The sequence below is a fragment of the Bradyrhizobium hereditatis genome, from assembly GCF_020329435.1.
GTDB classification, from domain to species: domain Bacteria; phylum Pseudomonadota; class Alphaproteobacteria; order Rhizobiales; family Xanthobacteraceae; genus Bradyrhizobium; species Bradyrhizobium hereditatis.
Genome location: NZ_JAGKJK010000012.1, coordinates 169,381 through 182,371, shown reverse-complemented (window position 1 = coordinate 182,371; position 12,991 = coordinate 169,381). Strand labels below are relative to the sequence as shown.

Sequence of the window (12,991 nt, the reverse complement as noted above, 5' to 3'; positions counted from 1 at the left end):
CAGCTCATGGATATCCGGACCCCCGATCAGCAATATAATCCCTACCGCATCTTCACCCGCGAGCAGTGGGCGCGGCTGCGCGACGACACCCCAATGACGCTGGAGCCGGGTGAATTCGAGCGGCTGCGTTCGATGCATGACCGCCTCGACTTGCAGGAGGTCGAGGACATCTACCTGCCGCTGTCGCGCCTGTTGTCGATCTATGTCGATGCGACCGATCGGCTCTTCCGCGCGCAGCGTCAGTTTCTCGGCATCCGCGACCGCAAGGTGCCCTACATCATCGGCGTCGCCGGCTCTGTCGCGGTCGGAAAGTCGACCACCGCGCGCGTGCTGCAGGCGCTGCTCGCACGCTGGTCGCCGCGGCCCAAGGTCGACCTTGTGACGACCGACGGCTTCCTGTTTCCCAATGCCGTGCTGGAGCGCCAGGGGCTGATGCAGAAGAAGGGCTTTCCGGAGAGCTACGATCTGCCGCGGCTGCTGGCCTTCCTCTCCGACATCAAGGCCGGGCGCCGGCCGGTGCGTGCGCCGGTCTATTCGCATTTGGTCTACGACATCGTGCCGAACGAGTGGATCGAGGTCGACCGCCCCGACATCCTGATCGTCGAGGGCGTCAACGTGCTACAGACCGGCCGTCTGCCGCGCGATGGCAAAGCCGTGCCGGTGGTATCCGACTTCTTCGATTTCTCCGTCTATATCGACGCCGAGGAGCCGGTGCTGCGCGAATGGTATGTAAGGCGTTTCCTCGCGCTCCGCGATACCGCGTTCCATGATCCCAAATCGTACTTCCATCGCTATGCGGTGCTGTCCGACGAGGAGGCGACCGCGACCGCAATCGCGATCTGGGAACGCACCAACCTTGCCAATCTCGAGGACAACATCCTGCCGACCCGTCCGCGCGCGACGCTGATCCTGAAAAAGCGCGCCGATCATCTCGTCGAGACGGTGGCGTTGCGGCGGCTGTAGTCGCTGTCGTCCCTGCGTTAGCGGCTTTCGTAGGGCGGGCAAAGGCGCTCTTGCGCCGTGCCCACCATCTATCCTCAATTGCTGAATGGTGGGCACGCTCCGCTTTGCCCACCCTACGAAATCACGCCGCGATGTGCCGTGATGCGATCAGGCCGGCAAGCGCCTCGGCAAGTTTCTCGCGGTCGAGCGGCTTGATCAAAAATCCGTCCATGCCGGCTTCGAAGCAGGCGTAGCGATCTTCGACCAGCGTGTTGGCGGTCAGCGCAAGGATCGGCGTCCGGTTGCCCGGCTCGCCGGCCTCGAGGGCGCGAATCCGCTTGGTGGTTTCGATACCGTTGAGCTGCGGCATCTGGATGTCCATCAGGACGAGATCATAAGGGGTGCCAGCGGATTTCGCCGACAGCCAGGACTCCAGCGCCTCTTCGCCATTGGTTGTGATGACGGCGTGATGGCCGAGCCGGCCGAGCAGCGAGCGGATCAACAGCGCATTGATCTGATTGTCCTCGGCAACCAGGATCGAGAGGCCTTTGTTCTCCGGCGCGGCCGGCGTCTTGTCAGGGTCGATGGCCGGCTCCAGGCTGGGCGCGGCCACTTCCGGCGCGGCCGTCAGGCGGGCCGCGAGCGAAGCGGCGCGCAGCGGCTTGACCAGATAACCGGTGAGGGCCGAACTGGCGGACGGCTGCATTTCCTGCCGCGTCGCCGGCGTGAACATCACGATGCGCTGCGTGGCATGTAGGCGCGCGGCTTCGCCGAGCCGCTCAATCTCGGCAAGCCCCAGCGTGTGGTCGATCAGCACGGCATGCCAGGAACGCTCGGGCAGCAGGGCCTCGGCGACATCGACCTCGGATACCATGCAGACCTGTCCGCCCCAGCGCTGCAGTCGCCGCGCCGTAAGCGAGGCCTCGATGCTCTGCGGCGAAACCAACATGATCGATTGACCGGCGAGATCTGGTGCCGAGAAGGAGGTCTGTTCGCCCTCGGCGTCAGCGAGCGGGATCGATACTTCGAAGGTCGAGCCGACGCCCGGCTCGCTGTGCAGCGTGATACGGCCGCCCATGCGCTTGATGATACGGTCGGAGATGCTCAGCCCAAGGCCGGTGCCGCCATAGCTGCGGGCGATCTTGTCATCGGCCTGCTCGAATTCGCGGAAGATGCGCTCGCGCGCCTCGGGCGCGATGCCGATGCCAGTGTCGCGCACCAGGAAACTGATTTCATTGGGCCAGATGCCGGGCTCGACGATCAGGGCAACGCCGCCAGCCGAAGTGAATTTGATCGCATTGCCGGCCAGGTTGAGCAGCACCTGGCGCAAGCGCGCAGCATCCCCGATCACCTCGCGCGGCAGCCGCTCGTCAACATAGGCGGCGATCTCGATTTTCTTGGCCTCGGCGCGCGGCGCCAGCAGTTCGGTAATGTCCTCGATCATGCCGGCTAGTGCGAACGGGCGATGTTCGAGGTCGATCTTGCCGGCCTCGATCTTGGAGTAGTCGAGCAGCTCCTCGATCAGCGCTAGCAGGGCGTCGCCGGAGGTCTTCACCGCCTTGACATAGGTGGTCTGTTCCGGCGTCAGCGGCGTATCCATCAACAGGCTGCTCATGCCGATGATGCCGTTGAGCGGCGTGCGGATCTCGTGGCTTGCCATCGCAAGGAAGCGCGACTTGGCGCGGCTCGCCGCATCGGCCTGGTCGCGGGCTTCGGTCAGCGCGCGCTCGCTTTCGGTACGGTCGGTGACGTCGCGCCCGACGGCTTGCATTTCGGCCGGTCCGCCGGCGTCATTGCGGACGAGGCCCTCGCGCCAGGCAATCCAGCGCGGGCCGAGTGGACCTTCAATTCGCTGGTCGTGAACACGGGTGCCGTTCGGCTCGAGCGCGGTGTCGCCCTGTTCGAGCACAGGCAGCGCGAACCGGCTGCCGATCAACTGATCGCGGGACCTTTGCGCGAGTTCGCAGTAGGCGTCATTTACAAAGGTAATGCGACCCTCGGTATCGCGCAGCACGATCAGATCGCCCTGCGACTCGAACAGGCGACGGGAGCGCTGCTCGGCTTCCTGCAATTCCCAGTTCCGGTCGGCCAAGGCTTCGTTGTGCAGCGCGATCTTGCGCATCTTCTTGCGCATGAGGCGGAGGCGGACGCTGAACGTGGCAAGCGCGACGCAGGCGATCGCAAACAGAAAGGAAACGCCGATTGCAAATGCGTGCGGGTCGTAACCGGAATTCTCGGTCTTGCTTCCGGTGATGAATCCATAGGCGGCACCGAACACGACCGAGAAGATCATGAGCGAGCGTAGCGTGAAGGTGAGCCAGGGATGGCGGCGGCCGAAACGGCGAAAGCGAAGTTTGATCCGGAAAATCCGCCCCATCGCCAATAACCCTGAGCTTGCTGCCTGAATTGACCCGGCTTGCTTCGCCGTCGCTATCGGAGAGACGATGCTTCGCCGACGTTGCAAAGTGCTTGAGGCTCCCAGCGCGTCGTGGCCGCGATGAGAACAGGGTGAATCAAGTGTTAAAGCGATGCCGCCTGAAGGCGATGGCGCTCGCCGCGGGCGCCGACGATCAGGGCCGCGGCATCGAGCAGCGAAAAGCTCTTCGAGGCAACGAAGATACGGTAGTCCGCCGGTCCGTCCCTCGACAAATAGATGACGGGGTCGGCCTCCGAGGTGTGCCGGGAGATCGCAATCAGCCGCGGCGGTGTGCTGCTCTGGCAGGCGCCGGTTTCGGCGGTATCGATATCGTCGATCACGGTGAAGTCGGCGGCTTCCGCGCTGTCGGAAACCTGGACCCGTACCGTCGCCCGAGAGGGATCATCGGTGAAACTGACGTGGTGGTGCGCTTGCCAGGAGAGAGCGGCGATCTGGACCGTCGTACCCGCGACTTCGATACAGGGTCGGGGACCGCCCAAAAACTCTCCGTGTGCGAACAGCGCGACAATCGCCAGCGGAATCGCCGAGGCCAGGATCTTCAAACGCAACATGACACGCTACTCGCCAACGATAAGCCCGCGACACGGGGCTTATGGTTGGCAGAAGGTAAAGGGGACTAGTTACCGGCAGGTTGACGCCGGTTGTTTTTGTGAGACGCAGCACCCTGATCGCGAGTGGGGTGAGGGATGTGGATTGCATGTGGATGGATGGCCGCCATCTCCGCGCCGGCGGGGTATCGCTATTCCGAAGCCTCCCCCGCCGTCATTGCAAGCGCAGCAAAAGCAATCAATCTCTCCGCGCGTGAGGCGACAAGTGATTGCGTCGCTGCGCTCGCAATGACGGCGTAAGTCCAAAATCGGTGTCGCTGCGCTCACCCGGGTTAGGGGGCTCGGATCCCGGCGCACAGGAACTTGTCCGAACTCAGCCGTTTGTACCGTCGGGCTTGTCACGGGAGGTGCCGATGGGGGCTGACGAGGTCCTGCGAGGGATGTTGATGTACTTCATACTGCCGCTTTGGCTAGCTGCCGGCTTTGCCGATTATCTCTGTCATCGCGCCAGCCACATCGAGAAAACAAGCGGCTGGTGGGAGTCGGTTCTGCATCTGGCCCAATTTGCGCAAATGGCCGTTCCGGTGCTGGCCGCGCTTTTCCTCGAAATAACCTCGGGCGTGATCCTCGTCATGATCGTATTCCTGCTTCTTCACGAGGTCACCGCAATTTGGGATGTCCGCTACGCGTCGAAAACGCGTGAAGTTTCGCCGACCGAGCAGCACGTTCACAGCTTCCTCGAGATGCTGCCGCTCACTGGATTGCTGCTCGTCATCGCGCTGCACTGGCCAGCCTTCGCCGCATTGTTCGGTCAGGGAACACCGGACTTTTCATTCACGCTGAAGCAACAGCCACTGCCGCTGACGTACATCGTCACGATGCTGGTCGCGACCGCCCTGTTCGAAGTCCTGCCGTACCTGGAGGAATTGATCCGCGGTTTACGCTACGCCGACCGGCGAGCGAGGGATTAGAGCGTGACGATCATTCCTCGGATCGTCTCCTGCTTTAGGGCCGCTCGGCGGTAGCCGTGGAAAAATAGCGTGCCAGCTCGGCGCGCGGATCATTCGTGCTTGGCGAGTTCGAGCCGGTGATTTTGGAATTTCTGCCTGGTGTCGATCGTGCCGAAGATCTTGTCCCAGACTTCTTTCGACGCCTGCATCTTAATAACGAGGGGCAAATGCTCGGCTTGTTTGATGATCTCTTATTATGGCCGCGCTCCAACGAGCCGTGCGCCAGCCGGAATGGTGCGACGCATCAAGCCGCCCGCCGCAGATCCTCGGCCAGCGCGCGATAGGACAGCGCCTCGGCCAGATGCAGCCGGCCGATCTTCTCTGCGCCATCGAGATCGGCAAGCGTGCGCGCGACGCGGAGCACGCGGTGATAGCCGCGCGCCGTCAGCTTCATGGTTTCGGCAGCGTCGCGCAGAAGCTTTTGCCCCTGCGAATCCGGCTGCGCGATCGTCTCGAGTAGCGAGGCCGGGGCTTCAGCATTGGTGCGGATCTGCGGCATGCCGGTCGATGCATAGCGCGCAAGCTGGATGTCGCGGGCGGCAGCGACGCGAGCGGCGACCTCTGCCGAGCCTTCGGACGGCGGCGGCAGGATCAGGTCGGCGGCGGTGACCGCGGGAACCTCAATGCGCAGATCGATGCGGTCCATCAGCGGGCCGGAGATGCGCATCTGGTAATCCGCCGTGCAGCGGTCGACCGGTGCGCGCCTGCAGGAATAGCCGGGATCATAAGCCTGACCGCAGCGGCAAGGGTTCATCGCCGCGACCAGCATGAAGCGGGCCGGATAGGTGACGCGGTGATTCGCACGGGAGACCGAGACCTCGCCGTTCTCCAGGGGTTGGCGCAGCGAATCGAGCACGCGCGGATCGAACTCCGGCAGCTCGTCGAGAAACAGCACGCCCTGATGCGCCAGCGAAATCTCGCCGGGCCTTGCGCGCAGGCCTCCGCCGGTCAGCGCAGCCATGCTTGCAGAATGATGCGGCGCGCGGAACGGCCGCCGCGCCGTCAAGGCCCCGTCGCGGATTTCGCCGGCGACCGAGGCGATCATCGAGACTTCCAGCAGCTCCGACGGCGACAGCGGCGGCAGGATCGAGGGCAGCCGAGCCGCCAGCATCGACTTGCCCGCGCCTGGCGACCCAATCATCAGGAGGTGATGTCCGCCTGCCGCGGCGATCTCCAGCGCGCGCTTGGCGCTCTCCTGGCCCTTGATGTCGCGCAGGTCGAGATGCGTCGCTTCCGGCTCGTGCACTTTCGGTTGCGGGCGCGACAGCACCTGCGTGCCTTTGAAGTGGTTGGCGATCTGGATCAGCGATTTGGCCGCGATGATCTGGATGTCGGGGCTCGCCCAGGCCGCCTCCGTTCCGCATGCCGCCGGACAGATCAATCCTTCCTCGCGCGCATTGGCGCCGATCGCCGCCGGCAACACGCCCGCCACAGGTGCGATGGAGCCATCGAGCCCGAGCTCGCCGAGCACGGTAAAGCCGTTCAGCGCATCCGGCGGGATCGCGCCGATCGCCGCCATCAGCCCGAGTGCGATGGGCAGATCATAATGGCTGCCTTCCTTGGGCAGATCGGCCGGCGCGAGATTGACCGTGATCCGCCGCGCCGGCAGTGCCAGACCTGAGGCGATCAGCGCCGAACGCACCCGCTCCCGCGCTTCCGACACCGCCTTGTCGGGAAGACCGACGATCGCAAACGCCGGCAGGCCGGGCGCGACCTGCACCTGGACGTCGACCGCGCGGGCCTCAATCCCTTCAAAGGCTACGGTAGATACCCGCGCAACCATGCTACCCCTCGTGACGCAATCAAAGGTAGCGGGGAACCGGAGGGTAAGTCAAGAACAATAGGGGAACATAGGCGCAAAAGACTTCGCCGCCTGTCGGCACCCGCCGACCGGCGCAACCCCAGATCGTCAACCATTCCGGCCCGTACTGGAGCGCTCAGCGCTCCGTTCGCATGTACGGGCTATTCTCGGAAACGAGCTTCAGCGCCGGATCGTCGGCGAGAGTCCGTACCGCTTGCGTCTTTGCAGGGCTCGCATTCGGCAGGCCATCGCGGAGGCTCCACACGCCTAGCCAGACGACGAGCATTCCCGCGCCGATCGCTATCATGTCCTTGGTCATTTGCCGGGCCTCCAAACTGGCTGCCGAGCGGACGAGATGCAGGCTTACTATTTACTGCTTCGGCCTAGGTGCCCGCTGGTCCTGTGGCCTGACGCTCCTGGTGCTTTCTCGCGTAAGGAGAACCAATTTCGGCGGTCCGCGATCGTTCCAAGACGCTTTGGATCGACGCTCCCGGCGAAGCGCCAGCCGTGCGCATGGTCGCCCGCGGTACCACGTTGATAATCCGGGGCCGATCACCGGCCGGCCCCGGACCGAGGACTTTCCTAGAGCTGCATATTCATCGGCTCCGGATAATACCTGAAGCCGTCGCCGCTCTTGGCGACGTGACCGTAGCCGGGCCAGGCGAAGTGGTAGGACATGACGGGGATCTTCTGCGCAGCGAGCATGTCCAGCATCTTCACCCGCGAGGCGGCCGCCTGCTTCGGGTCGCTGTCGTAGGCGAATTCCATTCGCGGCTTCTCCAAGAGCAACACCGAATGATGCGAGAGATCGCCGAGGAAGCAGAAGGATTTGCCCTTCGAGCTCACCATATAAATGGTGTGGCCGACGGTGTGGCCGGGAGCCGAGAGCGCGGTGACGCCGGGCAGGAATTCCTGATTGTCCTTGATAAAGACGATCCGGTCGCGCACCGGCATCAGGTTCTTGCGGGCGTGGATGATGAAATCCTTGAGCGGACTGCCGAGCTTGCCTTCATCGGTCCAGAAATCGAAATCGCTCTGGGCGATGTAGACCTGCGCGTTCGGGAATAGCGGCTTGTCGTCGGCACCGACGAGGCCGCCGATGTGATCGATATGGGCGTGCGAGCACACCACCGCGTCGATGTCTTCAGGCTTGATGCCCGCCGCTGCGAGGTTCTTCTGCTGCTGGCCGGTGGTCGGGCCGAACGCTTTCGAAGTGCCCATGCCGGTGTCGAACAGGATCAGTCTGTCGCCGGTGTTCACAACGGGCGAGTTCTGCTCGAGCACGACATTGTCCGGGTTGAGGAAGTTGTCGGAGAGCATCTTCTTCACTTCTTCCTTCGGCACGCCGGTAAAGGTGCCGGAGGGATCGCCGAGCGGGAGCGGGCCGTCGGAGACGACGGTCACTTCGGCGTCGCCGAGGATGAAGCGGTGCCAATAGGGCGTCTGGGTGCCGAGCTTCGGCGCCTTCGCCAGCGCGCTGCCGCCGAGCATCGTCGAGGCGCCGAGACCCACACCGAGTCCTGCGCCAAGCGCAAGCAAAGACCGCCGCGAAAGATTCGTCGTCATGCCTCTTCCTCCACTATTTTATGTCTTGCAGTTCGTGCCCGGACAGATTCATCCGCGGCTACAGGCTGCTCCCGCCTGCCGAAATTGGCAAGTGGGAGGCGGCGACAGAGCAGCGATGTGAAAACGAGATAGCGCCAGTTCGTCAGAGACAGAACGGCAGAACGAACGGGCGTCCGAACAACAGCAGCGTCACATTGCAGAGATATGAAAGTGCAAGCTTTAAAATCATCAAGGTCGGCTATGAAATCGAGAGTGCCTGCGCGCGTAGCTACGCTATGGCTTGTCGTCGAATTTGTTGCGGCGGTTGGATTTGCCGGTCTAGCCACGGCGGACAGTTTGTTGAAATTGTCCGAATCGCCGGAGAACAGTCGGGCATCGAAAACCGTCGCGGCATGCATGCCAAATCCCAAGGGTCCAGCCTATCAGAACTGGCGTAACAGCGCGCAGGCTTACAATAGCGGACTGTGGTCTTTGCAACGAAGCGACAACGATCGAGCTGCTACCCAGTTCGATATCGCAATCAATATCTATCCCAACAACGCCTTGGCTCACGTGGGAAGGGGTCAAGTATACCGCGACAAAGGAGAGCATGATCGTGCTATCGATAAATATAGTCAAGCGATCAAAGTCGCGCCAAATTGCTTTGTAGCCTTCAACAGCCGTTGTTACGCCCGCGCAATCAGGGACGAACTGCAGGCCGCGTTAGCCGATTGCAATGAGGCGCTCCGGCTGTACCAGGCGGACGCCGCTTTCCTGGACAGTCGCGGATTCGTCTATCTCAAGATGGGCAACCTCGATAAGGCAATTGCGGATTACGACGCTGCTTTGCAGATCAACCCGAATCAACCGCACGCTCTGTTTGGACGCGGAAAGGCGAGGTTGATGAAGGGTGACGAGCCGCGTGGCACTGTCGACATAATGATGGCGGAGCGCGTCAAACCGGATATTGCCGGCGAGATGTCGCGCTACGGCTTAAAATAAGACTGGCATCGACAGCTACCAGTCGTAGTCGTCGTACATCCACTCCCTTGGGTATCGCGGCCGCGATCTCGCTTGCGAGCGCTCTGGCTTGCGGAAGGTCGGAGCCCGCTGCGTCGCAGGCGCTGACACCTTGGGCGGGTTCTGCTCGGAAGCCTTCGCGAGCGCGCGTTTCATCTCTTCCTGGGTCGCCTTCAGATCCCCAATGGCTTTTGCATTGTCGCTGGCCATTTGTTGCTGGTTCGCCCTGAGCTGTTCGATGTTTCGCTCGAGGTTCGCGAGATCGCGCGCGATGGTTTGCAGCAACTGTGTCGGTTCGGGAGCCGCCGCGGCAGCAGGCGGCGCGGCGTCTTGCGGTGGTGTGGCTTGAGCCAGGGTTGGTGCTTGCGGTGGTGATGCTTGCGGTGATGGGGCCTCAGCCAAGGATGGTGCTTGCGGTGATGATGCTTGCGGCGGCGCTGGCGCCGCACCGGCCACTTGAACGGTAGATGGAGTGGGCTCTGCGGGCGACGACGGATTTTCCGGCGGCGCTGATTGCGTTGAAGCGAGCTGCGGTGCCCCGCGCTTGGCGCCGTCGCCATAGGACGACTGCAAAACCAGGGCAACGACAATGATGCACGCCGCCAGCGGCAAGGCGGCGAGGGTCCGGAACGCCAGCTTTCTTGGTGATTGCGGGTCAGATTGCGGAGCGGATCGCGCCGAAGGCGGATGCGCATCGTCGCGCTCCATTTTTGCAACCTGTTCAGTCAGACGCGCAAGCTGTTCGTCCGCGCGCTTGATCTGTTCGCGGGCGTGGGCGAGCCGTTCATCAGCGCGTGCGGCGGGCGCATCGTGAGGTTCGGTTTGTTTCGGAGGTGGCGTGGAGTTCATTGGCGCTCCTTTCGTCCAATGTCATCCGAAGGTGGCCGGTCGAGCATCCGGCAGCGCTCCGTGCAGTCTTGTCCAAAGAGTGGACGTATGATGATAGAATATCGGATCGCGTGGCGATAGCGTCATGGAATCCGGCAGACCGCTGCCGGCGGCGCAGCAGAACGGCACCGCGGCTCCCCCGTCGGTTCCATCCAGCCGGCAGGAGAGCGCCCGCAACTCATCCGGCGCAAGTCAGGTCGCGCCGGGCGCGCTGCAAACAAGTTGGTCGATAGGTCGTTTGGGGGAAACTATTTCCCGGCGCGTTTCTTCTCGATCGTATCCCAGATTTTTCCGGCGACGTCCGGGCCGTTGAGGCGCTGGATGGCGCGGATGCCAGTCGGCGAGGTCACGTTGATCTCGGTGAGGTTGCCGTCGATCACGTCGATGCCAACGAACAATAGTCCGCGTTCGCGCAGCGCCGGCCCCAACGTGTCGCAGATCTCGCGCTCGCGCGGTGAAAGCTCGGTCGCGTGTGCAGCGCCGCCGCGCACCATGTTGGAGCGAAGGTCGTCGGGCGCGGGCACGCGGTTGACCGCGCCGGCGAATTCGCCATCGACCAGGATGATGCGCTTGTCGCCGTGCTTCACCTCGGGCAGGAAGCGCTGGATCACCCAAGGCTCGCGGAAGGTGACCGAGAACATGTCGAACAATGAGCCGAAATTCATATCCTGCGGCATCACGCGGAACACCGCGGCGCCGCCATGGCCGTGCAACGGCTTCATCACCACGGCGCCATGCTGGTCGCGGAACGAATTGATTTCGTCGAGGTCACGCGAAATCAGCGTTGGCGGCATCAGCTGCGGAAAGTTCATCACGAAGAGTTTTTCCGGCGCGTTGCGCACGGCTGCCGGGTTGTTCACCACCAGCGTCTTGGGATGGATGCGCTCCAGGAAATGGGTCGAGGTGATGTAGGCTAGGTCAAAGGGCGGGTCCTGCCGCAGCAGGATAACGTCGAAGGACTCAAGCGGCTCGCGCCTGGGCTCGCCGAGGGTGAAATGATCGCCGACCTCGTCGCGCACGGTGAGATGCTGCACCGGCGCCACCAGCTCCCCGCCGCGCAGCGACAGCTTGTCGGGGGTGTAATAGCAAAGGCTGTGGCCGCGCTTTTGCGCTTCCAGGAGCAGCGCAAAGGTCGAATCGCCGCGGATGTTGATACGCGCGATGGGATCCATCTGGACGGCGACATTCAGTTTCATGGGAGAGGTCCGGGTCTCTTGAGGGATATTTATGGACTGGCGTCGAATGCCGATAACACATGGCGTGGCAGGCGACGCGGCGCAATCAGGATGGCATCAAATCTGAGCTCGAATTCGGCATGCTCGGGATGCGCCATCAGCCAGGCCTGGGCGGCATTGACGATGCGCGCCTGCTGGCGCGGCGTCACGGCGTAGGCGGCGTCATCCAGGCTGGCGCGGGCCTTGACCTCGATGAAGGCCACGAGATCGCGCTTTTTCGCGATCAGGTCGATCTCGCCGTAAGGGCTGCGGAAGCGCTTAGCCAGGATGCGATAGCCCTTGGCCATCAGATAAGCGGCCGCGCGGCTTTCGGCCGAGAGGCCAGTGCGAAAGGCGGCGACCCGCTCTGGCGCGGCGAGCTTTGCCACCGCGTCCGGTGGCGATGTGCCGTCATTCTTCGCCATCGTCGCCCCTGACTTCCTCTTTGATCTCCTTGGCGAGCTCGAGCGCGCGAGCGTAGACCTCGCGGCGCGGCCGTCCCGAAAGCTCGACCGCATGCGCGACGCTGTCCTTGACGCTGTCGCGCATGAGCGACGAGCGCAGTAGATCGTCGAGGTCGTGCTGCGTCATGACATTGGCGTCCTTGCGCGGCGGGCCGACCACGAGCACGAACTCGCCGCGGGTTTCCAGCGTGCCGGCAGCCTTCGCCAGATCGGCGATGGGGCCGCGCTTGATATCCTCGTGCAGCTTTGTCAGCTCGCGGCAGATCGCGACGTCGCGGCCGGCCATGATTTCGGCGAGGTCGGCGAGCGTCTCCTGCACGCGGTTGCCGGATTCGAACATGACGAGCGTGGCGTCGATCCGGGCCAGTTCGGCGAGCCGCGTCCGCCGCGAGATTTCTTTGGCCGGCAAAAATCCGTCGAAGAAGAAGCGATCGGTCGGGAGGGCCGCGACCGACAGCGCCGTTAGCACCGAGGACGCGCCCGGCACCGCGATCACGGCGTGGCCGGCGGCACAGACCTCGCGCACCAGCTTGAAGCCGGGATCGGAGATGAGGGGCGTGCCGGCGTCCGACACCAGCGCGATCGAGGCGCCTTGCGCCAGCCGTTCCAGGATTTTCGGCCGCGCCATGGCCGCGTTGTGCTCGTGATAGGGCTTGAGTTCCGCCGAAATCGCATAGCGCTCGGTCAGGCGGCGGGTGATGCGGGTATCCTCGCAGGCGATGATGTCGACGCCAGCCAGCGTCTCCAGGGCGCGCAATGTGATGTCGCCGAGATTACCGATCGGGGTTGCCACCAGATAGAGGCCCGGCGCGGGCTTCGCGGCGTTAAGGACGTGGCCGCCGATCAAAAATGTCCTGTGGGCCGAACCCGGTTCGGTATCAGAGCCGTAGTTTGAACCGGGTTTTGCGCGCATATCGGCAATCTAGAGGGGTCGCAGGTCAAGCACCATATCTGGCGTGATGGCAGCAAGCGAAGGTTCCCGAGGGGCGGGCAATGCGCGGCCGGGTAGTAATCTTTTTGTTTTGGTTAACTAATCCTCGACAATATGCATCAATCCCAGATTGGGTTCAGTAGCGGTTCAGGTGCCTCGGCCCAGAAGGCCGGAATCCTGGCCGACGGCGG

12 protein-coding genes and 1 pseudogene are annotated in these 12,991 nt (G+C 63.2%); 3 read left to right on the top strand and 10 right to left on the bottom strand.

Annotated elements, in window-relative coordinates; translation table 11 throughout:
* Positions 1 to 6: 6 nt before the first annotated feature.
* The gene (gene coaA / locus J6524_RS26640; protein ID WP_225676088.1) at positions 7 to 963 is read left to right on the top strand and encodes a type I pantothenate kinase; all 957 of its coding nucleotides are present in this window, start codon (positions 7 to 9) and stop codon (positions 961 to 963) included.
* 121 nt (positions 964 to 1,084) lie between these two features.
* Here the strand turns inward: coaA and J6524_RS26635 are convergent, their stop codons facing one another.
* Entirely contained in the window at positions 1,085 to 3,319 is a 2,235-nt protein-coding gene (locus tag J6524_RS26635) for a PAS domain-containing hybrid sensor histidine kinase/response regulator (protein ID WP_225676086.1), read from the bottom strand.
* Between the two features lie 143 nt (positions 3,320 to 3,462).
* Positions 3,463 to 3,930, bottom strand: coding sequence for a hypothetical protein (locus tag J6524_RS26630; RefSeq protein ID WP_225676084.1), 468 nt, complete (start codon positions 3,928 to 3,930; stop codon positions 3,463 to 3,465).
* Between the two features lie 308 nt (positions 3,931 to 4,238).
* Between J6524_RS26630 and J6524_RS26625 the strand changes: the two genes are divergently transcribed.
* Positions 4,239 to 4,898: a diguanylate cyclase gene (locus J6524_RS26625; RefSeq protein WP_312002481.1), complete on the top strand. Its 660-nt coding sequence runs from the start codon at positions 4,239 to 4,241 to the stop codon at positions 4,896 to 4,898.
* Between the two features lie 92 nt (positions 4,899 to 4,990).
* On the opposite strand, the pseudogene J6524_RS26620 reads toward J6524_RS26625, so the two are convergent.
* From J6524_RS26620 to J6524_RS26605, 4 genes and pseudogenes are all read right to left on the bottom strand, one after another.
* Positions 4,991 to 5,089 (bottom strand): annotated as a pseudogene (locus tag J6524_RS26620) (NapC/NirT family cytochrome c); the annotation flags it as partial.
* Positions 5,090 to 5,181: 92 nt separating this feature from the next.
* A complete protein-coding gene (locus J6524_RS26615; RefSeq protein WP_225676082.1) occupies positions 5,182 to 6,720 on the bottom strand; it encodes a YifB family Mg chelatase-like AAA ATPase in 1,539 nt (512 codons plus the stop codon).
* 154 nt (positions 6,721 to 6,874) lie between these two features.
* A complete protein-coding gene (locus J6524_RS26610; RefSeq protein WP_225676080.1) occupies positions 6,875 to 7,057 on the bottom strand; it encodes a hypothetical protein in 183 nt (60 codons plus the stop codon).
* A gap of 263 nt (positions 7,058 to 7,320) precedes the next feature.
* Positions 7,321 to 8,304, bottom strand: a complete 984-nt coding sequence (locus J6524_RS26605) for an MBL fold metallo-hydrolase (protein ID WP_225676078.1) — start codon at positions 8,302 to 8,304, stop codon at positions 7,321 to 7,323.
* Between the two features lie 252 nt (positions 8,305 to 8,556).
* On the opposite strand from J6524_RS26605, the gene J6524_RS26600 reads away from it, so the two are divergent.
* Positions 8,557 to 9,285 carry a tetratricopeptide repeat protein gene (locus J6524_RS26600; protein ID WP_225676076.1) on the top strand — a complete coding sequence of 243 codons (729 nt, stop codon included), beginning with the start codon at positions 8,557 to 8,559 and terminating at the stop codon, positions 9,283 to 9,285.
* 15 nt (positions 9,286 to 9,300) lie between these two features.
* Here the strand turns inward: J6524_RS26600 and J6524_RS26595 are convergent, their stop codons facing one another.
* The 4 genes from J6524_RS26595 to rsmI form a co-directional block, all read right to left on the bottom strand.
* Positions 9,301 to 10,152, bottom strand: coding sequence for a hypothetical protein (locus J6524_RS26595; protein WP_225676074.1), 852 nt, complete (start codon positions 10,150 to 10,152; stop codon positions 9,301 to 9,303).
* 287 nt (positions 10,153 to 10,439) lie between these two features.
* Complete coding sequence (gene gshB / locus J6524_RS26590) at positions 10,440 to 11,387, bottom strand: glutathione synthase (protein WP_225676072.1); 948 nt, start codon at positions 11,385 to 11,387, stop codon at positions 10,440 to 10,442.
* 29 nt (positions 11,388 to 11,416) lie between these two features.
* Positions 11,417 to 11,830 carry a YraN family protein gene (locus J6524_RS26585; protein ID WP_225676070.1) on the bottom strand — a complete coding sequence of 138 codons (414 nt, stop codon included), beginning with the start codon at positions 11,828 to 11,830 and terminating at the stop codon, positions 11,417 to 11,419.
* Positions 11,817 to 12,782: a 16S rRNA (cytidine(1402)-2'-O)-methyltransferase gene (rsmI, locus tag J6524_RS26580; RefSeq protein ID WP_225676068.1), complete on the bottom strand. Its 966-nt coding sequence runs from the start codon at positions 12,780 to 12,782 to the stop codon at positions 11,817 to 11,819. Before rsmI ends, J6524_RS26585 begins: the two co-directional genes overlap by 14 nt.
* Positions 12,783 to 12,991: the final 209 nt, after the last annotated feature.

Excerpts from the sequence above, each read along its gene's own strand:
- coaA (WP_225676088.1), top strand. The coding sequence starts at position 7 with ATGGATATCCGGACCCCCGATCAGCAATATAATCCCTACCGCATCTTC.
- J6524_RS26635 (WP_225676086.1), bottom strand. The coding sequence starts at position 3,319 with ATGGGGCGGATTTTCCGGATCAAACTTCGCTTTCGCCGTTTCGGCCGC.
- J6524_RS26630 (WP_225676084.1), bottom strand. The coding sequence starts at position 3,930 with ATGTTGCGTTTGAAGATCCTGGCCTCGGCGATTCCGCTGGCGATTGTC.
- J6524_RS26615 (WP_225676082.1), bottom strand. The coding sequence starts at position 6,720 with ATGGTTGCGCGGGTATCTACCGTAGCCTTTGAAGGGATTGAGGCCCGC.
- J6524_RS26610 (WP_225676080.1), bottom strand. The coding sequence starts at position 7,057 with ATGACCAAGGACATGATAGCGATCGGCGCGGGAATGCTCGTCGTCTGG.
- J6524_RS26605 (WP_225676078.1), bottom strand. The coding sequence starts at position 8,304 with ATGACGACGAATCTTTCGCGGCGGTCTTTGCTTGCGCTTGGCGCAGGA.
- J6524_RS26595 (WP_225676074.1), bottom strand. The coding sequence starts at position 10,152 with ATGAACTCCACGCCACCTCCGAAACAAACCGAACCTCACGATGCGCCC.
- gshB (WP_225676072.1), bottom strand. The coding sequence starts at position 11,387 with ATGAAACTGAATGTCGCCGTCCAGATGGATCCCATCGCGCGTATCAAC.
- J6524_RS26585 (WP_225676070.1), bottom strand. The coding sequence starts at position 11,830 with ATGGCGAAGAATGACGGCACATCGCCACCGGACGCGGTGGCAAAGCTC.
- rsmI (WP_225676068.1), bottom strand. The coding sequence starts at position 12,782 with ATGCGCGCAAAACCCGGTTCAAACTACGGCTCTGATACCGAACCGGGT.